A 26,680-nucleotide genomic window follows, 5' to 3' on the forward strand; every position below is an offset into this window, starting at 1 on the left:
GAAAAGCCGAAGAGGCCCGTACGACCGAAGTCGTACGGGCCTCTTCTTGGGTCGGTCAGTGACCTCGAAGCAAGCGGAACTTACTTCGTGATCTTGGTGACCTGGCCGGCGCCCACCGTGCGACCACCCTCACGGATGGCGAACTTCAGGCCCTCTTCCATGGCGATGGGCTGGATGAGCTGCACCGACATCTCGGTGTTGTCACCCGGCATGACCATCTCGGTGCCCTCGGGGAGGGTCACGACGCCGGTCACGTCCGTCGTGCGGAAGTAGAACTGCGGACGGTAGTTGTTGAAGAACGGCGTGTGGCGGCCACCCTCGTCCTTGGACAGGATGTAGGCCTGGGCCTCGAACTCGGTGTGCGGGGTGACCGAGCCCGGCTTGATGATGACCTGGCCGCGCTCGACGTCCTCGCGCTTGATGCCGCGGAGCAGCAGACCGACGTTCTCACCGGCCTGGCCCTCGTCGAGCAGCTTGCGGAACATCTCGATGCCGGTGACCGTGGTGGTGGTCTTCTCGGTCTTGATGCCGATGATGTCGACGGTCTCGTTGACCTTCAGGACACCACGCTCGATACGGCCGGTGACGACCGTACCGCGACCGGTGATCGTGAAGACGTCCTCGATCGGCATCAGGAACGGCTTGTCGACGTCGCGCTCCGGCTGCGGGATGGACTCGTCGACGGCGTTCATCAGGTTGAGGACGGAGTCCACCCACTCCTTCTCGCCCTCGAGGGCCTTGAGAGCGGAGACCTTGACGACCGGAACGTCGTCGCCGGGGAACTCGTACTCGGAGAGGAGTTCACGGACCTCGAGCTCGACGAGCTCCAGGATCTCCTCGTCGTCCACCATGTCGGCCTTGTTCAGGGCGACGACGATGTACGGAACGCCGACCTGGCGAGCCAGGAGCACGTGCTCCTTGGTCTGCGGCATCGGGCCGTCGGTCGCGGCGACCACCAGGATCGCGCCGTCCATCTGGGCGGCACCGGTGATCATGTTCTTGATGTAGTCCGCGTGACCCGGGCAGTCGACGTGGGCGTAGTGACGCGCCTCGGTCTGGTACTCGACGTGCGCGATGGAGATGGTGATACCGCGCTGGCGCTCCTCGGGCGCCTTGTCGATGTTGTCGAACGGGGTGGCCTCGTTCAGGTCCGGGTACGCGTCGTGCAGCACCTTGGTAATGGCGGCCGTGAGGGTCGTCTTACCGTGGTCGATGTGACCGATGGTGCCGATGTTGACGTGCGGCTTAGTCCGCTCGAACTTCGCCTTCGCCACTGGGGTCCTCCTGTGGAGTGGTTCTGTACGCCTTACTTCATCGGCGCCAGGTGATCTTTGCTGTAAAGGCCCGGAACCGGGGGCAAACATCCGGGTTTACGGCTGTTTGCCCCTTGAGGCTCCGGAGTCAAGCCTACGGCGTGTGAACGCGGTGCGTTACTCGCCCTTGGCCTTCGCGATGATCTCCTCGGCGACGTTCCGCGGAACCTCGGCGTAGGAGTCGAACTGCATGGAGTAGCTGGCGCGGCCGGACGTCTTGCTGCGCAGGTCGCCGACGTAACCGAACATCTCCGAAAGGGGCACGAGGCCCTTCACGACGCGGGCACCGGCCCGCTCCTCCATGGCCTGGATCTGGCCACGGCGGGAGTTGATGTCGCCGATGACCTCACCCATGTAGTCCTCGGGCGTGGTGACCTCGACGGCCATCATCGGCTCGAGCAGCACGGGCGAAGCCTTGCGCGCGGCCTCCTTGAAGGCCTGCGAACCGGCGATCTTGAAGGCGAGCTCGGAGGAGTCGACCTCGTGGTAGCCACCGTCGATCAGGATGACGCGCACGCCGGTCATCTCGTAGCCGGCGAGGATGCCGAACTGCATGGCCTCCTGCGCACCGGCGTCTACCGAAGGGATGTACTCCTTCGGGATACGACCGCCGGTCACCTTGTTCACGAACTCGTACGAGGCGTCGCCGCCCTCGATCGGCTCGATCGCGATCTGCACCTTGGCGAACTGACCGGTACCACCGGTCTGCTTCTTGTGGGTGTAGTCGACGCGCTCGACGGCCTTGCGGATCGTCTCGCGGTACGCCACCTGCGGCTTGCCGACGTTGGCCTCGACCTTGAACTCACGGCGCATACGGTCGACCAGCACCTCGAGGTGCAGCTCGCCCATACCACCGATGATGGTCTGGCCGGTCTCCTCATCCGAGTGGACCTGGAAGGACGGGTCCTCCTCGGCCAGGCGCTGGATCGCGACGCCCAGCTTCTCCTGGTCGCCCTTCGACTTGGGCTCGATGGCGACCTGGATGACCGGCGCCGGGAAGTCCATGGACTCCAGGATGACCGGGTTCTTGTCGTCGGCCAGCGTCTCACCGGTGGTGGTCTGCTTCAGGCCCATGACGGCGACGATGTCGCCGGCGCCCACCGACTCGATCTCCTCACGCTTGTTGGCGTGCATGCGGTAGATCTTGCCGATGCGCTCCTTCTTGCCCTTGACGGAGTTCAGCACCGAAGAGCCGGACTCCAGGCGGCCCGAGTAAACCCGGACGAAGGTGAGCTTGCCGAGGTGCGGGTCGCTCATGATCTTGAACGCCAGCGCGGACAGCGGCTCGTCGTCGGACGGCTTGCGCTTGACGACCATCTCCGGGTCCTTGACGTCGTGGCCCTCGATGGCCTCGATGTCAACCGGGGAAGGCAGGTAGCGCACGACCGCGTCGAGCAGGGGCTGGACGCCCTTGTTCTTGAACGCGGTGCCACAGAACACCGGGGTGACCGTGGTGCCCTTGCTCTTGCCGGACGCGATGGTGATACGACGGATCGCGGCGTACAGCTGCTCCTCGGTGGGCTCCTCGCCCTCCAGGTACAGCTCCATGATCTCTTCGTCGTTCTCGGCCACGGCCTCGACCAGCTTGCCGCGGTACTCCTCGGCAGCCTCGGTGTGGGTGTCCGGGATGTCGACGACGTCGTACATCTCACCCTTGGTGGCCTCGGCGGACCACACGAGCGCCTTCATGCGGACCAGGTCCACGACGCCCTTGAAGTCGGCCTCGGCACCGATCGGCAACTGCATCACGATCGGCTGAGCGCCCAGGCGGTCGCTGATCATGTCGACACAGCGGTGGAACTCGGCACCGGTGCGGTCGAGCTTGTTGACGAAGCAGATACGCGGAACGCCGTAGCGGTCCGCCTGACGCCACACGGTCTCGGACTGGGGCTCAACGCCGGCGACGCCGTCGAACACCGTCACGGCACCGTCGAGCACGCGCAGGGAACGCTCCACCTCGACGGTGAAGTCGACGTGGCCCGGCGTGTCGATGATGTTGATGGTGTGGTCGACGTCTTCCAGCGGCCAGTGGCAGGTGGTGGCAGCAGAGGTGATCGTGATGCCACGCTCCTGCTCCTGCTCCATCCAGTCCATGGTGGCAGCGCCGTCGTGGACCTCACCGATCTTGTACGACACACCGGTGTAGAACAGGATCCGCTCGGTGGTGGTCGTCTTGCCCGCGTCGATGTGGGCCATGATCCCGATGTTGCGGACCTTGGCCAGGTCAAGTGAAGTGGTAGCCATAAGGCTTCAGTCTTCTCTCGGTCTCGATGTGGGTAGCGACTACCAGCGGTAGTGCGCGAAGGCCTTGTTGGACTCGGCCATCTTGTGCGTGTCCTCGCGCTTCTTCACAGCGGCACCCAGGCCGTTGGAGGCGTCGAGGAGCTCGTTGAGCAGACGCTCGGTCATGGTCTTCTCGCGACGGGCGCGGGAGTAGCCGACGAGCCAGCGCAGCGCGAGGGTGTTGGCGCGACCGGGCTTGACCTCGATCGGAACCTGGTACGTCGCACCACCGACACGGCGGGACTTGACCTCGAGGGTCGGCTTGATGTTCTCCAGCGCGCGCTTCAGCGTGATGATCGGGTCGTTGCCCGTCTTCTCACGCAGACCCTCCATGGCGCCGTAGACGATGCGCTCGGCGGTGGAGCGCTTGCCGTTCAGCAGCACCTTGTTGATCAGGGAGGTCACCAGAGGAGAACCGTAGACCGGGTCGATGATGACCGGGCGCTTCGGGGCGGGGCCCTTACGAGGCATTCTTACTTCTCCTTCTTGGCGCCGTAACGGCTGCGAGCCTGCTTGCGGTTCTTGACACCCTGGGTGTCGAGCGAACCGCGGATGATCTTGTAGCGAACACCCGGCAGGTCCTTCACACGGCCGCCGCGCACGAGCACGATGGAGTGCTCCTGCAGGTTGTGTCCCTCACCCGGAATGTAAGCGGTGACCTCGATGCCGCTGGTCAGACGCACACGCGCGACCTTGCGGAGGGCCGAGTTCGGCTTCTTCGGGGTGGTCGTGAACACACGCGTGCAGACGCCACGACGCTGAGGGGAACCCTCGAGTGCGGGCGTCTTGTTCTTTTCGACCTTGTCCTGCCGGCCCTTGCGGACCAGCTGCTGGATCGTAGGCACTACTTCTCCGGTTTCTGTGTGCCGATGGGTACAGCTAACCTGGAACTTCGCCGACCCACGCGGTCGGGTGTGTCGAATCCGGCGGACTCCCGCCGCAAGGCGAAAAGAGCACAGATTACGGTGGCCGCTCATAGCTCGCCATGCGGTCTGAAGGCACGCACGAGAGCCAGGGCACACCCCAGGCACAAGGTCTGAGCGTACCTACCTCATTCGCTGTGGTCAAAACAAATGGAGCCTGCCTCTATCACGTCGGCCACGCTGTCAAGCCCTTGCGCCGCGCAACGCCCCACTTGCTGCCGGGTACCGGTACCCGAAGCGACTCAAACACCATCGAATCCCACGACTGCCCGCACCGCCATCCGGGGGGCGGCGGCTCGCGGGATCGCGGGGGTCGGTCACCGCTCGGGGAGACGGCGTGCCTGTGACGCACGTCCCTGTTGCGGGCGGTCTCGGGCGGGGGCCACAGGTGGCCCAGCAGGCGCACGCCCGACGATCGGGCCCACCCTGGCAAGCAGAGCGCCTGGCCGGCGTCCCGGGCCTGCGGGACGCGTCCCCGCGGCCCTGGAACGCCTGAAACGCACCGACACAGCCACCCACTGGACGCACGACTCCGGAAGGCCTGAGCACGGCTTCCCGCGCCCACCGGGGGCGCCTGCGCACTGCCGGCGCCCAAGCCGGAGCCGCACACGACCATCGAGATGCGCACCCCGCCGCTGTCTGGGCCGGGGCTGGCACGCCACCGCGCTGCGCAGCCTGGTGGTGATGCCGGCCTGGGCCGGCGGGAGCTGTCCCTCGGTGTCCGCACGTGCGGCCGGCCGCCGGGCTACGCCGCCTTGAGTCGGACGCGCCTGCGGGGACGGCACGTCCTCGCCGAGAGAGCGCCGAAGGGCGGCCACCCCACGGGGTGACCGCCCTTCGGTTCAAGCTGCTCGCTTACTGGTTGTACGGACCGTAGTCGTAGTCCTCCAGCGGGACGGCCTGGCCGGAGCCGGTGCCGAACGGCGAGTAGTCGATGTCGTCGTAGCCGACGGCCGAGTACATCGCGGCCTTGGCCTCCTCGGTCGGCTCGACCCGGATGTTGCGGTAGCGGGACAGACCCGTACCGGCCGGGATGAGCTTACCGATGATGACGTTCTCCTTGAGGCCGATGAGGCTGTCGGACTTGGCGTTGATCGCCGCGTCCGTCAGGACTCGGGTCGTCTCCTGGAAGGAGGCGGCCGACAGCCAGGATTCCGTCGCCAGCGAGGCCTTGGTGATACCCATCAGCTGCGGACGACCGGAGGCCGGGTGACCGCCCTCCTGGACCACACGACGGTTCTCCTGCTCGAAGCGGGAGCGCTCGACCAGCTCGCCGGGCAGCAGCTCGGCGTCGCCGGACTCGATGATCGTCACACGGCGCAGCATCTGCCGGATGATGATCTCGATGTGCTTGTCGTGGATCGACACACCCTGCGAGTTGTAGACCTTCTGGACCTCGCCGACCAGGTGGACCTGGACGGCACGCTGACCCAGGATGCGCAGCACGTCGTGCGGGTTGGTGGCACCCACGGTGAGCTGCTGGCCCACCTCGACGTGCTCGCCCTCGCTGACCAGGACCTTGGCACGCTTCGAGATCGGGTAGGCCGTCTCGTCGCTGCCGTCGTCCGGGGTGACGATGAGCTTCTTGGTCTTCTCGGTCTCCTCGATCCGCACGCGGCCGGAGGCCTCGGAGATCGGGGCGACACCCTTCGGGGTACGGGCCTCGAAGAGCTCGACGACACGCGGCAGACCCTGGGTGATGTCGTCACCGGCCACACCACCGGTGTGGAAGGTACGCATCGTCAGCTGGGTACCGGGCTCACCGATGGACTGGGCGGCGATGATGCCGACCGCCTCACCGATGTCGACCAGCTTGCCGGTGGCGAGCGAACGGCCGTAGCACATCGCGCAGGTGCCGACGGCGGACTCGCAGGTCAGGACCGAGCGGGTCTTGACCTCCTCGACGCCGTGCTTGACCAGCTCGTCGATGAGCACGTCACCGAGGTCGGTACCGGCCGGGGCCAGCACCTTGCCGTCGACGACGATGTCCTCGGCGAGGCAGCGCGCGTACACGGACGTCTCGACGTCGTTCGCCTTGCGCAGCACGCCGTCCGCACCGCGCTCCGCGATGTGGAGCTTGAGGCCACGCTCGGTGCCGCAGTCCTCCTCGCGGATGATGACGTCCTGGGAGACGTCGACCAGACGACGGGTGAGGTAACCCGAGTCGGCGGTACGAAGAGCGGTGTCCGCAAGACCCTTACGGGCACCGTGCGTGGAGATGAAGTACTCCAGCACGGACAGGCCCTCACGGAACGACGCCTTGATCGGACGCGGGATCGTCTCGTTCTTCGCGTTCGACACCAGACCACGCATACCGGCAATCTGACGCATCTGCATCATGTTGCCTCGTGCACCCGAGTTCACCATCATGAAGATCGGGTTGGTCTTCGGGAAGTTCTCGTTCATCGCCTCGGCGACCTCATTGGTCGCCTTGGTCCAGATCGCGATGAGCTCCTGCGTGCGCTCGTCCTTGGTGATCAGACCGCGCTCGTACTGCTTCTGGACCTTCTCGTCCTGCGCCTCGTAGCCCTTGACGATCTCCTTCTTCGCCTCGGGAACGACGACGTCGGAGATGGCGACGGTGACGCCGGAACGGGTGGCCCAGTAGAAGCCGGCCGCCTTCAGGTTGTCGAGCGTCGCCGCCACGATGACCTTCGGGTAGCGCTCGGCGAGGTCGTTGACGATCTCGGAGAGCTGCTTCTTGCCGACCTCGTAGTCGACGAACGGGTAGTCCTCGGGCAGCAGCTCGTTGAAGAGCGCACGGCCCAGCGTGGTGTTCAGCCGGAAGCTGTCACCCTGCTGCCACTCCGGCTCGCCCTCCTCGCGCACCGGCGGGGTCCAGCCGCGCGGCGGGATGGTGCCCACCGGGAAGCGGATGTCCACGCGCGACTGCAGCGACAGCTCGCCGGCGTCGAACGCCATGATCGCCTCGGCCACGGACGCGAACGAGCGGCCCTCGCCCTTGACGTCACGCATCTCGCCGTCGGTGGTGAGGAAGAACAGACCGAGGACCATGTCCTGGGTCGGCATCGTCACCGGACGGCCGTCGGCCGGCTTGAGGATGTTGTTCGAGGACAGCATCAGGATGCGGGCCTCGGCCTGCGCCTCCGCGGACAGCGGCAGGTGCACGGCCATCTGGTCACCGTCGAAGTCCGCGTTGAACGCGGTGCAGACGAGCGGGTGGATCTGGATGGCCTTGCCCTCGACCAGCTGCGGCTCGAAGGCCTGGATGCCGAGGCGGTGCAGGGTGGGAGCACGGTTCAGCAGAACCGGGTGCTCGGCGATGACCTCTTCGAGGACGTCGTACACGACCGTGCGGCCGCGCTCCACCATGCGCTTGGCGCTCTTGATGTTCTGCGCGTGGTTCAGGTCGACCAGGCGCTTCATCACGAACGGCTTGAACAGCTCCAGCGCCATGGCCTTGGGCAGACCGCACTGGTGCAGCTTCAGCTGCGGGCCGACGACGATGACGGAACGCGCCGAGTAGTCGACTCGCTTACCGAGCAGGTTCTGACGGAAGCGACCCTGCTTGCCCTTCAGCATGTCGCTGAGGGACTTCAGCGGGCGGTTACCAGGACCGGTCACCGGACGGCCGCGACGACCGTTGTCGAAGAGGGCGTCAACGGCCTCCTGAAGCATGCGCTTCTCGTTGTTGACGATGATCTCCGGGGCACCGAGGTCCAGGAGCCTCTTCAGACGGTTGTTGCGGTTGATGACACGGCGGTACAGGTCGTTCAGGTCGGAGGTCGCGAAGCGGCCACCGTCCAGCTGCACCATCGGACGCAGGTCCGGCGGGATGACCGGGACGCAGTCCAGGACCATGCCCTTGGGGCTGTTGGACGTCTGCAGGAACGCGGAGACGACCTTCAGGCGCTTGAGGGCACGGGTCTTCTTCTGGCCCTTGCCGGTGCGGATGATCTCGCGGAGACGCTCGGCCTCCTCCTCGAGGTCGAAGGACTCCAGGCGCTTCTGCAGCGCCGCGGCACCCATCGAGCCGTCGAAGTACGTGCCGAAGCGGTCACGCAGCTCGCGGTAGAGCAGCTCGTCGCCCTCCAGGTCCTGGACCTTGAGGTTCTTGAACCGGTTCCACACCTCGTCGAGGCGGTCGATCTCGCGCTGCGCGCGGTCGCGCAGCTGCTTCATCTCGCGCTCGGCGCCCTCGCGCACCTTGCGGCGCACGTCGGCCTTGGCGCCCTCGGCCTCCAGCTCGGCCAGGTCGGCCTCGAGCTTCTTGGCGCGGGCCTCCAGGTCGGCGTCGCGGCGGTTCTCGATCTGCTGGCGCTCGACCGAGACGTGCGCCTCCAGGGAGGGCAGGTCGCGGGTACGGCGCTCCTCGTCGACGTACGTGATCATGTACGCGGCGAAGTAGATGACCTTCTCGAGGTCCTTTGGAGCCAGGTCGAGCAGGTAGCCCAGACGGCTCGGGACACCCTTGAAGTACCAGATGTGCGTGACGGGCGCGGCGAGCTCGATGTGGCCCATCCGCTCACGGCGCACCTTGGCGCGCGTGACCTCGACGCCACAGCGCTCGCAGATGATGCCCTTGAAGCGGACGCGCTTGTACTTGCCGCAGTAGCACTCCCAGTCCCGGGTCGGACCGAAGATCTTCTCGCAGAAGAGTCCGTCCTTTTCCGGCTTGAGGGTGCGGTAGTTGATGGTCTCGGGCTTCTTGACCTCGCCGTGGCTCCACTGACGGATGTCGTCAGCGGTGGCCAGGCCGATCCGGAGCTCGTCGAAGAAGTTGACGTCGAGCACTATGCGTCAATCCCTCTCAGGGTCGTAAGTCATTGGTCTGAAACGGGGGCCTGGGGGTCGGCGGGGCCCTTGTGGGTCAGGGCCCCGCCGGACTCCCGTCAGACCTCTTCGACGCTGCTCGGCTCGCGCCGGGACAGGTCGATGCCGAGCTCCTCCGCAGCGCGGAAGACATCCTCGTCGGTGTCACGCATCTCGATGGACATACCGTCGCTGGACAGCACCTCCACGTTCAGGCAGAGCGACTGCATCTCCTTGATGAGGACCTTGAAGGACTCGGGGATGCCGGGCTCGGGGATGTTCTCGCCCTTGACGATGGCCTCGTAGACCTTCACACGGCCGGTGACGTCGTCGGACTTGATGGTCAGCAGCTCCTGGAGGGCGTAGGCGGCGCCGTAGGCCTCGAGTGCCCACACCTCCATCTCGCCGAACCGCTGGCCACCGAACTGCGCCTTACCACCCAGCGGCTGCTGGGTGATCATCGAGTACGGACCGGTCGAGCGCGCGTGCAGCTTGTCGTCGACCAGGTGGTGCAGCTTCAGGATGTACATGTAGCCGACCGAGATCGGGTCCGGGAACGGCTCACCGCTGCGGCCGTCGAACAGCCGCGCCTTGCCGGACGGGAGCACCATGCGCTCGCCGTCGCGGTTCGGGATGGTGTGCTGCAGCAGACCCGCCAGCTCGTCCTCGCGGGCACCGTCGAAGACCGGGGTCGCGACGTTGGTGCGCGGGGCGACCTGGTCGGCGCCGATGGCCTGCAGGCGCTGGGCCCACTCGTCGGCGAGGCCGGAGACGTCCCAGCCGCGGCTGGCGAGCCAGCCGAGGTGGATCTCCAGGACCTGTCCCGGGTTCATTCGGGACGGCACGCCCAGCGGGTTGAGGATGATGTCGACCGGGGTGCCGTCCTCCAGGAACGGCATGTCCTCGATCGGCAGGATCTTCGAGATGACACCCTTGTTGCCGTGCCGGCCGGCGAGCTTGTCACCGTCGGTGATCTTGCGCTTCTGGGCGACGTAGACGCGGACCAGCTGGTTCACGCCCGGCGGCAGCTCGTCGCCCTCCTCGCGGTCGAAGACGCGCACACCGATGACCTTGCCGGTCTCGCCGTGCGGCACCTTCAGCGAGGTGTCACGGACCTCACGGGCCTTCTCACCGAAGATCGCGCGCAGCAGACGCTCCTCGGGGGTCAGCTCGGTCTCACCCTTCGGGGTGACCTTGCCGACGAGGATGTCACCGGCGATGACCTCGGCACCGATGCGGATGATGCCGCGCTCGTCGAGGTCGGCGAGGACCTCCTCGGAGACGTTCGGGATGTCCCGGGTGATCTCCTCGGGGCCGAGCTTGGTGTCACGGGCGTCGACCTCGTGCTCCTCGATGTGGATCGAGGAGAGGACGTCGTCCTGCACGAGGCGCTGCGACAGGATGATCGCGTCCTCGTAGTTGTGACCCTCCCACGGCATGAACGCCACGAGCAGGTTCTTGCCGAGGGCCATCTCGCCGTTCTGGGTGGCCGGGCCGTCGGCCAGCACCTGGCCGGTGACGACGCGGTCGCCCTCGTTGACGATGACCTTCTGGTTGACCGACGTGCCCTGGTTGGACCGGGAGAACTTGGCCAGGCGGTACGTGATGTACGTGCCGTCGTCGTTGGCGGTGGTGATGTAGTCCGCGGAGACCTCCTGGACCACACCGTCCTTCTCGGCCTTGACCACGTCGCCGGCGTCGACCGCGGAGCGGTACTCCATGCCGGTGCCGACGAGCGGGGCCTCCGACTTAATCAGCGGCACGGCCTGGCGCATCATGTTCGCGCCCATGAGGGCACGGTTGGCGTCGTCGTGCTCGAGGAAGGGGATCATGGCGGTCGCGACCGACACCATCTGGCGCGGCGAGACGTCCATGTAGTCCACGTCCTCGGGGCCGACGTAGTCGACCTCGCCGCCACGGCGGCGGACCAGCACGCGGGCCTCGGCGAAGCGGAGCTCCTCGTTCAGCGGCGCGTTGGCCTGCGCGATGACGAAGCGGTCCTCCTCGTCGGCGGTCAGGTAGTCGACCTCGTCGGTGACCTGGCCCTCGACGACCTTGCGGTACGGGGTCTCGATGAAACCGAACGCGTTGACCCGGCCGTAGGAGGCGAGCGAGCCGATCAGACCGATGTTCGGGCCTTCCGGCGTCTCGATCGGGCACATGCGGCCGTAGTGCGAGGGGTGCACGTCACGGACCTCGAAGCCGGCCCGCTCACGGGAGAGACCACCCGGGCCGAGGGCGTTCAGACGACGCTTGTGCGTCAGCCCCGACAGCGGGTTGTTCTGGTCCATGAACTGGGACAGCTGCGAGGTGCCGAAGAACTCCTTGATCGACGCCACGACCGGGCGGATGTTGATCAGGGTCTGCGGCGTGATCGCCTCGACGTCCTGGGTGGTCATGCGCTCGCGCACGACACGCTCCATACGGGCGAGACCCGTACGGACCTGGTTCTGGATCAGCTCGCCGACGCTGCGGATGCGGCGGTTGCCGAAGTGGTCGATGTCGTCGGTCTCGACCATGATGGTGCGACCCGACTCGCCGACCGTCTCGGTCTCGCCGGCGTGCAGCTTCACCAGGTACTTGATGGTGGCGATGATGTCGTCGGTGGTGAGCACGCCGGCGTCCAGCGGCTCGTCCGCGCCGAGCTTCTTGTTGACCTTGTAGCGGCCGACCTTGGCGAGGTCGTAGCGCTTGGGGTTGAAGTACAGGTTCTCCAGCAGCGTCTGCGCGGCCTCACGCGTGGGGGGCTCGCCCGGACGCAGCTTGCGGTAGATGTCGAGCAGCGCGTCGTCCTGGCCCTGGGTGTGGTCCTTCTCCAGGGTGGCGCGCATGGACTCGTAGTCGCCGAACTCCTCGAGGATCTGCTCGGTCGTCCAGCCGAGCGCCTTCAGCAGTACGGTGACCGACTGCTTGCGCTTGCGGTCGATGCGGACACCGACCATGTCGCGCTTGTCGATCTCCATCTCCAGCCAGGCGCCCCGGGACGGGATGATCTTGGCGGAGAAGATGTCCTTGTCGGACGTCTTGTCGATGGTGGAGTCGAAGTAGACACCGGGGGAACGGACCAGCTGCGACACCACGACACGCTCGGTGCCGTTGATGACGAAGGTGCCCTTGTTCGTCATGAGCGGGAAGTCGCCCATGAAGACGGTCTGGGACTTGATCTCACCGGTCTCGTTGTTGGTGAACTCCGCGGTGACGAAGAGCGGGGCCGCGTACGTGAAGTCGCGCTCCTTGCACTCGTCGATGGAGTTCTTCGGCGGCTCGAAGCGGTGGTCCCGGAACGTCAGGGACATCGACCCGGAGAAGTCCTCGATCGGGGAGATCTCCTCGAAGATCTCCTCCAGACCGGACTTGGTGGGGACGTCCTGACCGTTCTCCAGAGCCTCCTCGACCCGACTCTGCCAGGCGGTGTTGCCGAGCAGCCAGTCGAAGCTCTCGGTCTGCAGCGCGAGCAGGTTCGGAACCTCGAGAGGCTCCTTGATCTTTGCAAAGGAGATGCGCAGCGGGGCGGTGCTGGCGCCGTTGTTCATATTCGCGGTCGAGGCATTGCGCGAGGCGGCCAAGAGGGGGTCCTTCCGAGGGCTCGGACTCACTACGCGCGTACCGGCCCCTCACCCGTACACAGAGACAGAAACCCCAGGTCAAGGGAGCTTTTGTCGTCAGTGCTCGAGTGAGGGCAGACCCCTGGTGACGGGCAGGGGACAGCTAACAGGCAGCGCAAAGGGTCAGTGTAGCCACTAGGCACACTGATGTCCAGTGCGGGTTTGTCGAGACCCTCGCTGTGCTCACCACTCTTGTCAACGCCCTCGGCATGCCTGCCCTCAACGCACGTTGATACTGCCCTCTTCGTCGTCGATCCATGCCTCGGATTCGGATCCTTGTGACGACGCGTCCTGAGAATTGCGCGCTGCGTGCGGTTCGTCAAGGGCTCCCAGGCGGAACCCCGCCGTCCGGAGACACGACGAAGATCACCTTACCCCTCACGAACACAGGTGCAAGGTAGCCCAGGCCGGAACCCGGGGAACGCCGAAGGGCGACCACCCAGATGGATGATCGCCCTTCGGTACGCTCGCGTTACAGCCCCACGGGACTGTTTCCGGCGCGCAGTCGAGTCCTGGGGACCCGGAAGGTCTTACTTGACCTCGACGGAGGCACCGGCGCCCTTGAGGGCCTCGGCAGCCTTGTCGGCGGCTTCCTTGTTGACCTTCTCGAGGACCGGCTTCGGGGTGCCGTCGACGAGGTCCTTGGCCTCCTTCAGACCCAGGGAGGTCAGCTCACGCACGACCTTGATGACCTGGATCTTCTTGTCGCCGGCGCCGGTGAGGATGACGTCGAACTCGTCCTTCTCCTCGACGGCCTCGGCGGCCGGGGCACCCGGGGCGCCGGCGGCGGCCACGGCGACCGGGGCGGCGGCGGTGACGTCGAACTTCTCCTCGAAGGCCTTCACGAACTCGGAGAGCTCGATGAGGGTCATCTCCTCGAACTGCGCGAGCAGGTCTTCCTGGCTGAGCTTCGCCATGATGGGCGATCCTTCCACTCAAATCGGCAGGTGCCGGATGTACTGGATGTGGCGGGCGTACGTCGGCCCGCTGCGACCCGTGCCGTCGGCGCGGGTCAGAAAGCGAGCCGAATTACTCGGCACCGCCCTGCTCGGCCTGCTTGGCGCGAAGCGCGTCCACGGTGCGGACGAGCTTCGACGGAAGCGCCTGGAAGAGCGCGGCAGCCTGGGACTGCTTGCCCTTCATGGCACCCGCCAGCTTGCTGAGCAGAACCTCGCGGGACTCGAGGTCCGCAAGCTTCTTGATCTCGTCGGCGGAGAGGGCCTTGCCCTCGAGGACACCGCCCTTGATGACGAGATTGGGGTTGTCCTTGGCGAAGTCACGCAGACCCTTCGCCGACTCCACCGGGTCACCGGTGACGAAGGCGACGGCCGTCGGGCCAGCGAAGAGCTGGTCCTCCAGCGTGATCCCGGCCTCCTTGGCCGCAATCTTGGTCAGCGTGTTCTTCACCACGGCGTACTGGGCGTTCTCACCGAGCGACCGGCGCAGCGTCTTGAGCTGCGCCACGGTGAGACCGCGGTACTCGGTCAGCACGGCGGCGTTGGAGCTGCGGAACTTGTCCGTCAGCTCCGCAACCGCGGCAGCCTTGTCGGGCCTCGCCATAGAGCCTCGGCCTCCTTCCGGGTGATTCGGACCGCGCGGACCCGAAGGAGGACTGGGGAAAACGAAACGCCCCGGCGCAGGCGCACGGGGCGGACTCGACCGGCCGCACACGCGCTCCGCGCGCGCACTCCGGGAGTTCTTCCACTGTCACCTGCGCGGGTCGCCCACTTTTCAGCGGATCCTTCGGCCACCGCACCCTCGTACGAGCGCACGGCAACGACCAGCGGTCTTTGGCTTCTGGAAGAGAGTACGGGACCGGGGCACCGTCGAGCAAATCGGGCCCCGGCCCCCGCGGGGTCAGGAGCTGATGCCGGTGCCGGCCCCGGGAACGCTGGTGGCGGAGCCCCTCGACGAGTTGCCCGAGCCGGGGGCACCGAGGGACTTCATCAGGTCCTTGAAGTCCTTGGTGTCGCTCGCCGGGGGTGCCTCGGGGGAGACCTTCACGCCGTAGTCGCTGAAGTAGGTGGTGTTGGTCATGGCGCCGTACGCCGTGTTGGCCTTCTCGGTCTTCTTGACCAGCAGGTTCTGGTCGTTGATCCAGATGTCGAGGGTCTCCGTGGTGATGCCCGTCTTCTCGAGCTGCCGCTTGAGGTCGGCCAGTCGGCCGGCGCTCAGGCTGCCGTTCCTGCGGGCGAAGTCGGCGACGTCGATGGTGCCGGCGTAGTGCGTGGTGCGGACGCCGGAGACCTCCTCCTCACCGACCTTCTTCACGTCGCGCGAGGCCAGCAGCATCTGCACCGACTGGTTCGGCGTGGTGGTCCGTGCCTGGTCCTGGAGGTTGGGCGTGGCGCCGCCGGTGATCTTGGTGAGGTCCGCGTAGCTGTACCGGATCCAGTGCTTGCCGGTCTGCTGGGCGAACTTGCCGCCCATCTTCGCGTAGACGGCGTCCGGCAGATACCGGGCCTCCGAGGACGGCGTGCCTGCCTTGCGCATGGCCTCGCCGAGCTTGCCGCCGGTGTAGGCGATGGTGAGGTCACCCTTGAGGCCGCCGGCCCAGGACACGGCGCCGTTCGCGGTCAGCGACATGAGAGTGCCCAGGGAGGTGCTGGAGCGCACCGTGACCGACTCGGCCTTGTCGGTGGACCGCTCGGCGGTGCGCAGCACGGCGGCGACAGGGCTGATGTGGAGCGTGTCACCGCCGGCTGCCTTGCTCCCCTTGCCCGGCCCGGAGGAGGAGCCGCAGGCCGCCACCGAGATCAGTGCGGCGGCAGCGGCCGTGGACAGGGCCGTACGGCGCACGGTCGTGCTCTTCATCTGTTCCCACCCCTATGCCAACTCGTGTGTCCTGCACGGTAACTCAGGCCACTGACAGTCGTACGAAAGCTCGCACAAAGAAAGGACGGGCCCCGCACCTCGAAGGTTGCGGGGCCCGCCCTTTACTCACGCGTACCTGACGCGGCTACCGGGGTGAGCGGACGGCTCAGACGGCGGCCGGGTCCTCCTCGACGAGGAGGTTGCGGGTGCGGTTCGGGTCGACCGGGATGCCGGGGCCCATCGTGGTGGTGATGGCGGCCTTCTTGATGTAGCGACCCTTGGCGGCGGACGGCTTCAGACGGAGGATCTCCTCCAGCGCGGCGCCGTAGTTCTCCACCAGCTTGGCGTCGTCGAAGGACGCCTTGCCGATGATGAAGTGCAGGTTCGAGTGCTTGTCGACGCGGAACTCGATCTTGCCGCCCTTGATGTCGGTGACGGCCTTGGCGACGTCGGGGGTGACGGTGCCGGTCTTCGGGTTCGGCATCAGACCACGCGGGCCGAGGACGCGGCCGAGGCGGCCGACCTTGCCCATGAGGTCCGGGGTGGCGACGACGGCGTCGAAGTCCAGGCGGCCCTTCGAGACCTCGTCGATCAGCTCGTCGGCGCCGACGATGTCGGCGCCCGCGGCACGCGCGGCCTCGGCACGGTCGCCGGTCGCGAAGACCAGGACCCGGGCGGTCTTACCGGTGCCGTGCGGAAGGTTCACGGTGCCACGGACCATCTGGTCGGCCTTGCGCGGGTCGACACCCAGACGGAAGGCGACCTCGACGGTGGAGTCGAACTTGGTCGTGGAGGTCTCCTTGGCGAGACGGACGGCCTCGAGCGGGGCGTACAGCTTCTCCCGGTCGACCTTGGCGTCCGCAGCGCGGAGAGCCTTGCTGCGCTTGCTCACAACTTGCTCCTGTGTGTTCTGAAAGGAGTCGTGGTCCCTGGGCCGAGCAGGCCCTGCCACGTGCGACCGGCTACGGCCGCATGACTGCTGGGTGGGTGGGGGTCAGCCCTCGACCGTGACGCCCATGGAACGCGCGGTACCGGCGATGATCTTCGCGGCGGCGTCCAGGTCGTTCGCGTTCAGGTCGGGCATCTTGGTCTGGGCGATCTCGCGGACCTGCGCCTCGGTGATCTTGGCGACCTTGGTCTTGTGCGGCTCGCCGGAGCCCTTCTCGATGCCCGCGGCCTTGAGGATCATCTTCGCGGCCGGCGGCGTCTTGGTGATGAAGGTGAAGGAGCGGTCCTCGTAGACCGTGATCTCCACCGGGATGACCCAACCGCGCTGCGACTCGGTCGCGGCGTTGTAGGCCTTGCAGAACTCCATGATGTTCACGCCGTGCTGACCCAGCGCGGGGCCGACCGGCGGGGCCGGGTTGGCGGCACCGGCCTGGATCTGGAGCTTGATGAGCCCCGTGACCTTCTTCTTCTTGGGAGGCATAGCTCTCCGGGTCCTTTCATTCGGGTCCATGCCCGCGCGAGGATCGCGATCCTGACGCAGGCATACCGCACAACGATAACGGGTATAGATGCGCGGCCAAAAACCGAGCAGGTCAGACCGGCTGAGACAGCCCGCCTGACCTGCGCGGAAGAGCGACGTCCAGAAATGGACTAGTTCTTCTGGATCTGGTCGAAGGACAGCTCGACCGGCGTCTCGCGGCCGAAGATCTCCACCAGGCCCTTGACCTTCTTCGAGTCGGGGTTGATCTCGTTGATGGTCGCCTGCAGCGTGGCGAACGGACCGTCGGTGACGGTGACCGAGTCGCCGACCTCGAAGTCCAGCACCTGGACCTCGACCTTGCGCTGCGGGGCGGGCTTGCCCTCGGCCTCGGCGGCCTCGCGGGCGGCCTTCTCCTCGGCCTCCGGGGCGAGCATCTTGACGATCTCGTCCAGAGTCAGCGGGTACGGGTCGTAGGCGTTGCCGACGAAGCCGGTGACACCCGGGGTGTTGCGGACGACACCCCAGGACTCGTTGGTCAGGTCCATGCGGACCAGGACGTAACCCGGCAGCTTGTTCTGCTTGATCGTCTTGCGGTCGCCGTTCTTGATCTGGACGACCTCTTCCTGCGGCACCTCGGCCTGGAAGATGTAGTCCTCGACGTTCAGCGAGACGGCGCGCTGCTCCAGGTTGGTCTTCACGCGGTTCTCGTAACCGGCGTAGGTGTGGATGACGTACCACTCACCGGGCAGCGAGCGCAGTTCCTCGCGCAGGGCCTCGACGGGGTCGACGGGAGCGGCCGGCTCCTCCTCGGCGGCCTCGGCGGCAGCCTCCTCGGCCTCTTCCTCTTCCTCGTCCTCGACGTTCAGGGCAGCCTCTTCGGCCGGCTCCCCCGCCTCGGCCTCGGCAGTCTCGAACTCGTCCTGCTCGTCCGCGCCCTCGACGATGTCGCGCTCGTCGTCCACCATCTCGGCAGCGGTCCCGCGAGGCTCGATGGCGTCGTCGTTCAGGTTCGGGTCAGACACGATGGCTGCTTCTTCCTGGATACATAGGGGTGGAACATGCGAAAACGGGCGCCGGTGCCACGGCGCCCTTCGCTCTTGGCTCAGCCGAAGACGTACTTGGCCGCGTGGTTGAGCCCATAGTCAATCACGGTCACCAGCGCGATCATGATGGCGACGAAGAAGATCACCACGGTGGTGTACGACGTCAGCTGGTTGCGCGTCGGCCAGACGACCTTGCGGAGCTCCGCGATGATCTGGCGGTAGAAGGTGGCGAGGCGCTTCAGCGGGCCCTTCTTGGCGCGCTTGCCGCCCTTGCGGGCCTTCTTCTTCGACTCGAGTGCCTCGTCTTGGGCATCAGGCGTGTCGATGGAGCCCACGGCGTCCGTCATTGTCCTCACCTGGTCCCGGGTCGTGGCCGTGCCGCGCCCGGTTTCTGAGCCGCACGGCGGTGCATTGCTGTACGTACATGCGCACACATCCTGGCGGTGTGTGTAGCAGGGCCGGAGGGACTTGAACCCCCAACCGCCGGTTTTGGAGACCGGTGCTCTACCAATTGAGCTACGACCCTTTGTGTGTCCCCCAACGTACCGCATCCGGACGGGTGCGCGGTGTGCACCGGTTTCGGCGGCGGCTGCTGAAGGCCAACGAGGTGAGAGTGTACGTGGTCAACGGCCCGGCGTCGAACAGAAAGTGCCCGTCCGGGGCCACCTGACCAAAGATCGTCCTGGCCGGAGGCCGGATTCGGACCCGTGTTCACGTCCCGACCCGTTGCTGTTCAGTCTGTGAAACCCATGTGCCGGGGGGATTTCCGGTCTGGAACGATGGGCTCCATGAGCGCTGCAACCCCACCCACCGAGCGCCGGGTCTCCGCCCGAGTCGGCGCGATCTCCGAGTCCGCCACCCTCGCCGTGGACGCCAAGGCCAAGGCCCTGAAGGCCGCCGGGCGTCCGGTGATCGGCTTCGGCGCCGGTGAGCCCGACTTCCCGACCCCGGACTACATCGTCGAGGCGGCCGTAGAGGCCTGCAAGAACCCGAAGTACCACCGCTACACGCCGGCCGGCGGGCTGCCCGAGCTGAAGGCCGCGATCGCCGCGAAGACCCTGCGCGACTCCGGCTGGGAGCCCGACGTCTCGCAGATCCTCGTCACCAACGGCGGCAAGCAGGCCATCTACGAGGCGTTCGCCGCGATCCTCGACCCGGGCGACGAGGTCATCGTCCCGGCGCCGTACTGGACGACGTACCCGGAGTCGATCCGCCTGGCCGGCGGTGTCCCGGTGGAGGTCGTGGCCGACGAGACGACCGGCTACCGCGTCTCGGTCGAGCAGTTGGAAGCGGCGCGCACGGAGAAGACGAAGGTCGTGCTCTTCGTCTCCCCGTCCAACCCGACCGGTGCGGTGTACTCCGAGGCCGACACCGAGGCGATCGGCCGCTGGGCCCTGGAGCACGGCCTGTGGGTGCTCACCGACGAGATCTACGAGCACCTGGTGTACGGCGACGCGGTGTCCGTGTCGCTGCCGGCGCTGCTGCCCGAGCTGCGCGACAAGTGCATCGTCGTCAACGGTGTGGCCAAGACGTACGCCATGACCGGCTGGCGCGTGGGCTGGGTCATCGGCCCGAAGGACGTCGTCAAGGCCGCGACGAACCTGCAGTCGCACGCCACGTCGAACGTCTCCAACGTGGCCCAGGTGGCCGCCCTGGCCGCCGTCTCCGGTGACCTTCAGGCCGTGGCGCGGATGCGCGAGGCCTTCGACCGGCGCCGCAAGACCATCGTACGGATGCTCAACGAGATCGACGGCGTGGTGTGCCCCGAGCCCGAGGGCGCGTTCTACGCCTACCCGTCGGTCAAGGCCCTGCTCGGCAAGGAGATCCGCGGCAAGCGGCCGCAGGACACGGTCGAACTGGCCGCGCTGATCCTGGAGGAGGCCGAGGTCGCGGTCGTCCCGGGCGAGGCCTTCGGCACGCCGGGCTATCTGCGGCTGTCGTACGCGCTCGGCGACGAGGACCTCGTCGAGGGCGTGAGCCGCATCCAGAAGCTGCTGGCGGAGGCCAAGGCCTGAGCGGTCCGTCTTCGGACAACCGAGTCGTCCATTTTTGAACAGGAGCACCCGGGAACGGTCCCGGGTGCTCCTGTTCCTTTGTGCGAGCAAGACCACGTAAGGGGAAACGGCTACCGATGTGACAGGTGCGTACGGCAGGATCCTGGGATGGAGCGTGTACGTGATGTCTCTGAACTGCCGAAAGCCCATCTGCACCTGCACTTCACCGGTTCGATGCGGCCGGCCACCGTCCTGGAACTGGCCGACAAGTACGGCGTACGTCTGCCCGAGGTCCTGACGGAGGCACTGACCAGCGGCGAAACGCCCAGGCTGCGGGCCACGGACGAGCGGGGCTGGTTCCGTTTCCAGCGGCTGTACGACGCGGCGCGCTCCTGCCTGCGCCGGCCGGAGGACATCCAGCGCCTGGTCCGGGAGGCCGCCGAGGAGGACATCAAGGACGGCTCGGGCTGGCTGGAGATCCAGGTGGACCCGACGTCGTACGCGCCCCGGCTGGGCGGTCTGATCCCCGCGCTGGAGATCATCCTGGACGCGGTGGACACCACGTCCCGGGAGACCGGGCTCGGCATGCGCGTGCTGGTCGCCGCCAACCGCATGAAGCACCCCCTGGACGCCCGTACGCTGGCCCGCCTCGCGGTGCGGTACGCGGACCGGGGCGTGGTCGGCTTCGGGCTCTCCAACGACGAGCGGCGGGGCCTGGCGCGGGACTTCGACCGGGCCTTCCACATCGCGCGCGAGGGCGGTCTGCTGTCGGCCCCGCACGGCGGCGAGCTGACCGGCCCGGCCTCCGTGCGCGACTGCCTGGACGACCTGCACGCCTCGCGGATCGGGCACGGGGTGCGCGCGGCGGAGGACCCGCGGCTGCTGAAGCGGCTGGCCGACCGGGGCGTGACCTGCGAGGTGTGCCCGGCCTCGAACGTGGCGCTCGGCGTGTACGAGAAGCCCGAGGACGTGCCGCTGCGGACGTTCTTCGACGCCGGCGTGCCCATGGCGCTCGGCGCCGACGACCCGCTGCTGTTCGGCTCCCGGCTGGCCGCCCAGTACGAGATCGCCCGGCACGCGCACGGCTTCTCGGACGCCGAACTCGCCGAACTGGCCCGCCAGTCGGTGCGGGGTTCCGCCGCCCCGGAAGACGTCAGGGCGCGGCTGCTGGCCGGCGTGGACGACTGGCTGACCCGCCCGGCCGTCTGAAGCGGGCGTAGGGCGGATGGGGCTTGAAGCAGACCAGTACGTCGATCGAGTGGCCGCCGCCGGGCGGCTGGACCAGTGCCGGGAGCTCGGCCATCAGTGTGGCGTGCCCCTTGGCGACGTTCTTCTGGTACGGCCCGTTGCCGGCCGCGTGCGCGAACCAGGTGGCCGTCTCGGCGAACACGTCCCGGCTGCCGAAGAGGAAGAACGTACGCGCGTGCGTGGCGTGCCGCAGCCCGTCGCGGAAGTCGGCCCGGTCCCTGCGTGCGCGCCAGACGGCGGCGTCCCGCGCGGTGCGCGCCTCGTCCGTCCGGACGGTCAGCGGGGTGCCCGCGCGCAGCTTCCGGCGCAGCTCGGGCCACTGGCCGGCGCGCAGTCCGAGCGAGTGGTGGACCAGGACGAGGTCGACCAGCTCGCCCATGCCCTCGTCGGGCGGCACGCCGTCACGCAGCGGCACATGGACGATGGTGTGCCGGGAGTAGGCGGCGAAGGAGAACAGGCCGGCCAGCCGGCTCAGGCCGTCGTGGTCGCCGAGCAGCAGCCCGATGGGCTCGGGGGCGCGCAGCGAGGTGTGGCGCAGGGGCTGCCGGGGCTGGACGACCCGGTGTTCACGCGGGCCGGTTCGGGGCCGGAACTCGCGCAGCCTCAGCCGCATGCGGTCGTGATACCGGGGGTGTTTGTCATGCCCTCAGCGTGATGCTCACGCCGAGGCCGGTGCAACGGAGATTCCGCCCAGCAGCGTCCGTGCGAGCCGCGCGGCGAACTCGTCCACCGACGGCCGCTCCCCCGTGCCGGTCGCGTCGTAGGCGAACGCGCGCTGCGCGCAGGCGCCCAGCAGCAGGGAGGCGGCCGCGAAGGTGTCGGCGTCGGCGCGGACGCGGCCGACGGCCTGCTCTGCGCGCAGGTAGGCGTCCAGGTCCTGGATGGGCCGGTGCGGGCCTGAGCCGAGCGTGCGCAGGGCGTCGTCGTGGCGGCGCTTGAGCTGGGTCTCGGCGTACAGGGAGGCCGCGATCGGGAAGCTCTGCTCGTAGAAGAGGGCGGCCTGGCGGGCGATCTCGGTGAGGTTGCCCTCCAGGGTGCCCTGGCCCGGTTCGGCGGCGAGGCTGTTGAGCAGGGGGGTGAGCCGGGGCAGCCGCTCGGCGAGCACCCGCACGAACAGCTCCTCCTTGCTGTCGAAGTACTTGTAGAGGGCCGCTTCGGAGCAGCCTGCCGCGCGGGCGATCTCCTTGGTGGTGGCGCGGGCGAGTCCGACGGTGAGCATGAGCTCGTGGGCGGCGTCGAGGATGCGGACACGCGCCGGCTTCGGCTCCATGGGCGTCCAATCGGGCTTGACGGGTGGGTGAGTGCTTACCCACTCTAGAGGGCAGCAGGGGTGAGTGAATACTCACCCACCAGTCCCGAGTACGGGAGCACACATGAACCTCACCGTTTTCGGCGCCACCGGCGGCATCGGCCGGGAGCTCGTGCGCCAGGCGCTCGGCTCCGGCCACCGGGTGACGGCCGTGGTCCGCGATCCGGCGCGGCTCGACGTCACCGGGGACGCGCTGGAGGTGGTTCGCGCCGACCTCACCGACCCCGAGGAGTTGCGCACCGCCGTCAGGGGCCGGGACGCGGTCCTCTCCGGCCTGGGCGCCCGCAGCCGCAAGGACGCCGGGGTCGCCACCCGGCTGACCCGTACGGTCCTGCGCGCCATGGAGGCGGAGCGCGTACGGCGGCTGCTCGTGGTCAGCGCCGGTCCCGTCGGCCCCGCCCCCGAGGGCGACGGCGCCCTGGACCGTGCGATGCGCGGCCTGGTGTCGGCCGTCCTGAAGGACGTCTACACCGACCTGCGCGAAATGGAGGCCGAGCTGGCCCGCAGCGGCACGGACTGGACGTCCGTACGGCCGCCGCGCCTGCAGAACAAGCCGATCACCGGCAGCTACCGCACGGTCGTCGGCGGCTTCCCCCGCAAGGGCCGCTTCATCGCGCGCGCCGACGTGGCGCACGCGATGCTGGCGATGATCGACGACGCGGGGACGGTGAAGCAGGGGGTGGGAGTGGCGTACTAGAGCGCGCGGAGGCCCGCGGTGTCGTCGGGGTCCTGTCGGCCCTACAGGCTGACGCCGACCGTCACCGGCTCGTTGACGAGGGTGATCCCGAAGGCCTCGCGGACGCCGGCGACCACCTCGCGGGCCAGAGCCAGCAGGTCCTCGGTGGTGGCGGAGCCCCGGTTGGTGAGGGCGAGGGTGTGCTTGGTGGAGATGCGGGCCGGTCCGGTGCCGTAGCCCTTGGTGAAGCCCGCCTTGTCGATCAGCCAGGCCGCGGAGGTCTTCGTACGTCCCTCCCCCGCCGGGTAGGCGGGCGGCTCGACGCCGTCGCCCAGCCGCTCGCGCACGCGCGCGTGGAACGCGGCGAACTGCTCGTCGGTGAGGATCGGGTTGGTGAAGAAGGACCCGGCGGACCAGGTGTCGTGGTCCTCGGCGTCCAGCACCATGCCTTTCCCGGCGCGCAGCTTGAGCACGGTCTCGCGGGCGGCGGCCAGCGGCACCCGGTCTCCCGGCTCGACGCCGAGCGCGCGGGCCGCCTCGGCGTACTTCACGGGCGCGGAGAGCCCGCCCGCGTCCTCCAGCGCGAAGCGGACGCGCAGCACGACATAGCGCTCGGGGTCGGCCTTGAAGCGGCTGTGGCGGTACGAGAAGGCGCACTCCTCGTTCGCCAGCGTGACGGTCTCGCCGGCGCGCCGGTCGTAGGCGATGACCTCGGTGATGGTGGAGGAGACCTCCTGGCCGTAGGCGCCCACGTTCTGGATCGGCGTGGCGCCCGCGGATCCGGGGATGCCGGCCAGGCACTCGATGCCGGCGAGCCCCGCCTCGACCGTGCGGGCGACGGCGTCCGTCCACACCTCGCCGGCCGCGAGCTCCAGCGTCGTACCGCGCAGCTCGACGCCGCGCGTGGCGATGCGCAGGGCGGTGCCCTCGAATCCCTTGTCGCCGATGACCAGGTTCGATCCACCGCCGATGACCAGCAGCGGCGTCCCGCTGTCGTCGGCCTCACGGACGGCGGCGATCACCTCGGCGTCGGTCACCGCGGTGACCAGCCGCGTCGCGGGACCGCCCAGCCGGAAGGTGGTCAGCGGGGCAAGAGGGGCGTCGTGGAGTACCTGCACGGGCCCAAGACTACGAGACGCCCCCGGCAGCACCGCATCCACGCGGGCGGCGGGCACGGAGCGGCGGGGAGGCGGTTGCGCGCCACGCCTGACACACGGGTACGCGCGCGTGGTCTCCTCTCGAAGGCCACGCGCGCGTAGGCGACGTACCGCGACTGCCGGCCGGCGGGCTACCTGAGCCGCCGCTCCGCCTCCTCCCAGCTCACCGGCAACTCGTCGCCGGAGGTCTGCCAGGTGGCGAACGCGACGTCGCGCATCTGGGACGCCAGTCCGCGGGAGGTGGGCCGGTGGGCACCGGAGTGGGCGAAGGCCTTCAGCGCGTCGGCCGACTCCCAGGCGGACAGCGTCCAGAAGGTCCGCCGCAGCGGCTGTGCCTTGAGGGAGGCTCCGTAGGCGCCGGGTGCCTTGCCGACCTGCCGCCACACGGCCGGGGTGCGGGCGAGGAAGCGGAGGGCGCCCCACAGGGAGTGGGTCTCGAAGCGCGAGGCGAAGACGTGCACCTCGGTGCCCTGGGGCGGGGTGTTCGGCACGGTCCAGGGAAGAGCGGGCATCGCGAACTCCTTGTGACGAGGGTGGCGAGGTTCCGGTCCGGGTCTCAGCGGGCGGTGCTCTCCAGGGCGCCGGTCGCCGGGGCGGGAGCCTCGGCGGCAGCGGCCTCCTGGGCGCTCGCGGGCGTCCGCCCGTCCCCCGCGGCGCGGCGGGCCGCACTGCGGCGGGCCGGGATCGCCAGGGCCGCGACCGCGGCGAGGGCGACCACCGCCGAGCCGGTGACCAGGGCTGGCCGCAGGCCGTCCACGAAGCTCTGCGGGCTCTCGTAGCCGCCCTGCGCGGAGAAGATCGACGACATCACCGCGATGCCGAGCGCGCCGCCCACCTCGCGCAGCGCGTTGTTGGCGCCGGAGGCGATGCCCTGCTCCTGCGGGCGGACGCTGGACATCACCAGATTGGCGGCCGGCGCGAAGTACAGGGCCATGCCGATCCCACTGACGACCAGGGCGGGCAGTTGGGCGGCGTAGGAGGCGTCCGTGGTGGCCACGACGGCCATGTAGCCGAGACCGACGGCCTGCAGGAACAGGCCAGCGGCGACGACCGGGCGACCGCCGATCCGGTCGGAGAGGATTCCGGCGATCGGCGCGACGAGCATCGGCATGCCGGTCCAGGGCAGCATCCTGAGGCCCGCCTCGGTGGGCGAGTAGCCGAGCACGCCCTGCATGTACTGGCTGAGCAGGAAGATCGAGCCGAACATGCCGACGAACATCAGCAGGCTGGCGGCGTTGATGCCGGAGAAGGCGCGAGACCGGAACAGCCGCATCGGCAGCATGGGGTTGGCCGCGCGCGAGCTGTACAGGACGAACCCGGCCAGCAGTGCGCCGCCCGCGAACAGCGCGGTCAGGACCACGGTGTCGGTCCAGCCGTCGGCGGGGCCGCGGACCAGGCCGTAGACGATCCCGAAGAGGCCGCCGCTGGCGAGCAGGGTGCCGGGCACGTCGAGCCGGGCGCCGGTGCCGTGGGACTCGGCGAGGCGCAGCCGGGCGAGCGGCAGCGTGATCAGGCCGAGCGGCACGTTCAGCCAGAAGATCCAGTGCCAGGAGACGTGCTCGGTGAGGCTGCCGCCGATGAGCGGTCCGGAGGCGACGGCGAGTCCGTTGACGGCGCCCCAGATGCCGTACATCATCCCGCGCTTGGCGGCGGGCACGGCCGCAGTCAGCAGGGTCAGCGTGAGCGGCATCATCACGGCCGCGCCGACGCCCTGGACCGCGCGGGCGGCGATCAGGGAGCCGATGCCGGGCGCCATGGCCGCGGCGGCGGAGGCCCCGGTGAACACGGCGAGTCCGGCGATGAAGAGCCGCCGGCGCCCGAAGCGGTCGCCGAGGGCCGCGCCGAACATCAGCAGGACGGCGAAGGTGAGCGTGTAGGCGCTCACGGTCCACTCGAGGTCGTCCAGGGCGCCGCCGAGGTCCTTGCGGATGGAGGGCAGGGCGGTGGTGACGACGAGGTTGTCGAGGGCCGCCATGAACCCGGCGACGCTGGTGATGACGAGGGCCCAGGCGGCGCTTCCGCGACCGCCGTTCGGTGCGTTCTGCTGTGACATCTCTCCCCCAGAGAGCGATCTAGTTAGTTATTGATTACTAACTTTCATGAGCAGGAAAAG

Annotated in this window: 21 protein-coding genes and 1 tRNA gene; 3 read left to right on the forward strand and 19 right to left on the reverse strand. The window is 68.1% G+C overall.

Translation table 11 applies throughout. From position 1 onward, the window contains the following. Positions 1 to 80: 80 nt before the first annotated feature. The 14 genes from tuf to ACIBJF_RS29670 all read right to left on the reverse strand — a co-directional run bounded on the left by tuf (position 81) and on the right by ACIBJF_RS29670 (position 18,709). Positions 81 to 1,274 (reverse strand): elongation factor Tu, encoded by a 1,194-nt coding sequence (gene tuf / locus ACIBJF_RS29605; protein WP_399178231.1) that lies wholly within the window; start codon positions 1,272 to 1,274, stop codon positions 81 to 83. Positions 1,275 to 1,430: 156 nt separating this feature from the next. Next, complete coding sequence (fusA, locus tag ACIBJF_RS29610; RefSeq protein WP_365727281.1) at positions 1,431 to 3,557, reverse strand: elongation factor G; 2,127 nt, start codon at positions 3,555 to 3,557, stop codon at positions 1,431 to 1,433. 39 nt (positions 3,558 to 3,596) lie between these two features. Beyond that, the gene (rpsG, locus tag ACIBJF_RS29615; protein ID WP_003992340.1) at positions 3,597 to 4,067 is read right to left on the reverse strand and encodes a 30S ribosomal protein S7; all 471 of its coding nucleotides are present in this window, start codon (positions 4,065 to 4,067) and stop codon (positions 3,597 to 3,599) included. A gap of 2 nt (positions 4,068 to 4,069) precedes the next feature. Further along, entirely contained in the window at positions 4,070 to 4,441 is a 372-nt protein-coding gene (rpsL, locus tag ACIBJF_RS29620; RefSeq protein WP_003948652.1) for a 30S ribosomal protein S12, read from the reverse strand. 933 nt (positions 4,442 to 5,374) lie between these two features. Beyond that, the gene (locus tag ACIBJF_RS29625) at positions 5,375 to 9,274 is read right to left on the reverse strand and encodes a DNA-directed RNA polymerase subunit beta' (protein WP_399178233.1); all 3,900 of its coding nucleotides are present in this window, start codon (positions 9,272 to 9,274) and stop codon (positions 5,375 to 5,377) included. Between the two features lie 98 nt (positions 9,275 to 9,372). Next, positions 9,373 to 12,858 (reverse strand): DNA-directed RNA polymerase subunit beta, encoded by a 3,486-nt coding sequence (gene rpoB, locus ACIBJF_RS29630; RefSeq protein ID WP_399178235.1) that lies wholly within the window; start codon positions 12,856 to 12,858, stop codon positions 9,373 to 9,375. A 569-nt stretch (positions 12,859 to 13,427) separates the two neighbouring features. Further along, positions 13,428 to 13,814, reverse strand: coding sequence for a 50S ribosomal protein L7/L12 (gene rplL, locus ACIBJF_RS29635; RefSeq protein ID WP_055706209.1), 387 nt, complete (start codon positions 13,812 to 13,814; stop codon positions 13,428 to 13,430). Positions 13,815 to 13,926: 112 nt separating this feature from the next. Further along, positions 13,927 to 14,457, reverse strand: coding sequence for a 50S ribosomal protein L10 (gene rplJ, locus ACIBJF_RS29640; protein WP_055706208.1), 531 nt, complete (start codon positions 14,455 to 14,457; stop codon positions 13,927 to 13,929). Between the two features lie 297 nt (positions 14,458 to 14,754). Beyond that, entirely contained in the window at positions 14,755 to 15,711 is a 957-nt protein-coding gene (locus ACIBJF_RS29645) for a hypothetical protein (protein WP_399178238.1), read from the reverse strand. A gap of 166 nt (positions 15,712 to 15,877) precedes the next feature. Further along, complete coding sequence (rplA, locus tag ACIBJF_RS29650; protein WP_351802214.1) at positions 15,878 to 16,603, reverse strand: 50S ribosomal protein L1; 726 nt, start codon at positions 16,601 to 16,603, stop codon at positions 15,878 to 15,880. Positions 16,604 to 16,705: 102 nt separating this feature from the next. Continuing rightward, positions 16,706 to 17,140 carry a 50S ribosomal protein L11 gene (gene rplK / locus ACIBJF_RS29655; protein ID WP_030345386.1) on the reverse strand — a complete coding sequence of 145 codons (435 nt, stop codon included), beginning with the start codon at positions 17,138 to 17,140 and terminating at the stop codon, positions 16,706 to 16,708. Positions 17,141 to 17,310: 170 nt separating this feature from the next. Continuing rightward, positions 17,311 to 18,162 (reverse strand): transcription termination/antitermination protein NusG, encoded by an 852-nt coding sequence (gene nusG, locus ACIBJF_RS29660; protein ID WP_399178241.1) that lies wholly within the window; start codon positions 18,160 to 18,162, stop codon positions 17,311 to 17,313. Positions 18,163 to 18,242: 80 nt separating this feature from the next. Continuing rightward, complete coding sequence (gene secE / locus ACIBJF_RS29665; protein WP_023547417.1) at positions 18,243 to 18,530, reverse strand: preprotein translocase subunit SecE; 288 nt, start codon at positions 18,528 to 18,530, stop codon at positions 18,243 to 18,245. Positions 18,531 to 18,636: 106 nt separating this feature from the next. Beyond that, a tRNA-Trp gene (locus ACIBJF_RS29670) sits at positions 18,637 to 18,709 on the reverse strand. A 262-nt stretch (positions 18,710 to 18,971) separates the two neighbouring features. On the opposite strand from ACIBJF_RS29670, the gene ACIBJF_RS29675 reads away from it, so the two are divergent. Both ACIBJF_RS29675 and ACIBJF_RS29680 read left to right on the forward strand, forming a co-directional pair. Beyond that, a complete protein-coding gene (locus ACIBJF_RS29675) occupies positions 18,972 to 20,198 on the forward strand; it encodes a pyridoxal phosphate-dependent aminotransferase (protein WP_356302307.1) in 1,227 nt (408 codons plus the stop codon). 147 nt (positions 20,199 to 20,345) lie between these two features. Then, complete coding sequence (locus ACIBJF_RS29680; RefSeq protein WP_399178244.1) at positions 20,346 to 21,386, forward strand: adenosine deaminase; 1,041 nt, start codon at positions 20,346 to 20,348, stop codon at positions 21,384 to 21,386. On the opposite strand, the gene ACIBJF_RS29685 is transcribed toward ACIBJF_RS29680, so the two are convergent. Both ACIBJF_RS29685 and ACIBJF_RS29690 read right to left on the reverse strand, forming a co-directional pair. Then, complete coding sequence (locus ACIBJF_RS29685; protein ID WP_399178246.1) at positions 21,331 to 22,038, reverse strand: hypothetical protein; 708 nt, start codon at positions 22,036 to 22,038, stop codon at positions 21,331 to 21,333. The genes ACIBJF_RS29680 and ACIBJF_RS29685 overlap by 56 nt on opposite strands. A gap of 45 nt (positions 22,039 to 22,083) precedes the next feature. After that, positions 22,084 to 22,695 carry a helix-turn-helix domain-containing protein gene (locus tag ACIBJF_RS29690; protein ID WP_365332575.1) on the reverse strand — a complete coding sequence of 204 codons (612 nt, stop codon included), beginning with the start codon at positions 22,693 to 22,695 and terminating at the stop codon, positions 22,084 to 22,086. 103 nt (positions 22,696 to 22,798) lie between these two features. On the opposite strand from ACIBJF_RS29690, the gene ACIBJF_RS29695 reads away from it, so the two are divergent. Continuing rightward, positions 22,799 to 23,431, forward strand: a complete 633-nt coding sequence (locus ACIBJF_RS29695; protein ID WP_399178248.1) for an NAD(P)-dependent oxidoreductase — start codon at positions 22,799 to 22,801, stop codon at positions 23,429 to 23,431. A gap of 41 nt (positions 23,432 to 23,472) precedes the next feature. On the opposite strand, the gene ACIBJF_RS29700 is transcribed toward ACIBJF_RS29695, so the two are convergent. From ACIBJF_RS29700 to ACIBJF_RS29710, 3 genes are all read right to left on the reverse strand, one after another. Beyond that, positions 23,473 to 24,528, reverse strand: a complete 1,056-nt coding sequence (locus ACIBJF_RS29700; RefSeq protein ID WP_399178250.1) for a UDP-N-acetylmuramate dehydrogenase — start codon at positions 24,526 to 24,528, stop codon at positions 23,473 to 23,475. A gap of 170 nt (positions 24,529 to 24,698) precedes the next feature. Further along, the gene (locus ACIBJF_RS29705) at positions 24,699 to 25,079 is read right to left on the reverse strand and encodes a DUF3291 domain-containing protein (protein ID WP_399178252.1); all 381 of its coding nucleotides are present in this window, start codon (positions 25,077 to 25,079) and stop codon (positions 24,699 to 24,701) included. A gap of 44 nt (positions 25,080 to 25,123) precedes the next feature. Beyond that, the gene (locus tag ACIBJF_RS29710; RefSeq protein WP_399178254.1) at positions 25,124 to 26,620 is read right to left on the reverse strand and encodes a DHA2 family efflux MFS transporter permease subunit; all 1,497 of its coding nucleotides are present in this window, start codon (positions 26,618 to 26,620) and stop codon (positions 25,124 to 25,126) included. Between the last annotated feature and the right edge of the window lie 60 nt (positions 26,621 to 26,680).

It is taken from the genome of Streptomyces sp. NPDC050743 (assembly GCF_044456925.1).
Lineage (GTDB): Bacteria > Actinomycetota > Actinomycetes > Streptomycetales > Streptomycetaceae > Streptomyces.

Bases quoted from the DNA above. Each gene is read 5' to 3' on its own strand.
- fusA (WP_365727281.1), bottom strand. From the start codon at position 3,557: ATGGCTACCACTTCACTTGACCTGGCCAAGGTCCGCAACATCGGGATC.
- rpsG (WP_003992340.1), bottom strand. From the start codon at position 4,067: ATGCCTCGTAAGGGCCCCGCCCCGAAGCGCCCGGTCATCATCGACCCG.
- rplL (WP_055706209.1), bottom strand. From the start codon at position 13,814: ATGGCGAAGCTCAGCCAGGAAGACCTGCTCGCGCAGTTCGAGGAGATG.
- rplJ (WP_055706208.1), bottom strand. From the start codon at position 14,457: ATGGCGAGGCCCGACAAGGCTGCCGCGGTTGCGGAGCTGACGGACAAG.
- ACIBJF_RS29645 (WP_399178238.1), bottom strand. From the start codon at position 15,711: ATGAAGAGCACGACCGTGCGCCGTACGGCCCTGTCCACGGCCGCTGCC.
- rplK (WP_030345386.1), bottom strand. From the start codon at position 17,140: ATGCCTCCCAAGAAGAAGAAGGTCACGGGGCTCATCAAGCTCCAGATC.
- secE (WP_023547417.1), bottom strand. From the start codon at position 18,530: ATGACGGACGCCGTGGGCTCCATCGACACGCCTGATGCCCAAGACGAG.
- ACIBJF_RS29675 (WP_356302307.1), top strand. From the start codon at position 18,972: ATGAGCGCTGCAACCCCACCCACCGAGCGCCGGGTCTCCGCCCGAGTC.
- ACIBJF_RS29680 (WP_399178244.1), top strand. From the start codon at position 20,346: ATGGAGCGTGTACGTGATGTCTCTGAACTGCCGAAAGCCCATCTGCAC.
- ACIBJF_RS29685 (WP_399178246.1), bottom strand. From the start codon at position 22,038: ATGCGGCTGAGGCTGCGCGAGTTCCGGCCCCGAACCGGCCCGCGTGAA.
- ACIBJF_RS29690 (WP_365332575.1), bottom strand. From the start codon at position 22,695: ATGGAGCCGAAGCCGGCGCGTGTCCGCATCCTCGACGCCGCCCACGAG.
- ACIBJF_RS29695 (WP_399178248.1), top strand. From the start codon at position 22,799: ATGAACCTCACCGTTTTCGGCGCCACCGGCGGCATCGGCCGGGAGCTC.
- ACIBJF_RS29705 (WP_399178252.1), bottom strand. From the start codon at position 25,079: ATGCCCGCTCTTCCCTGGACCGTGCCGAACACCCCGCCCCAGGGCACC.
- ACIBJF_RS29710 (WP_399178254.1), bottom strand. From the start codon at position 26,620: ATGTCACAGCAGAACGCACCGAACGGCGGTCGCGGAAGCGCCGCCTGG.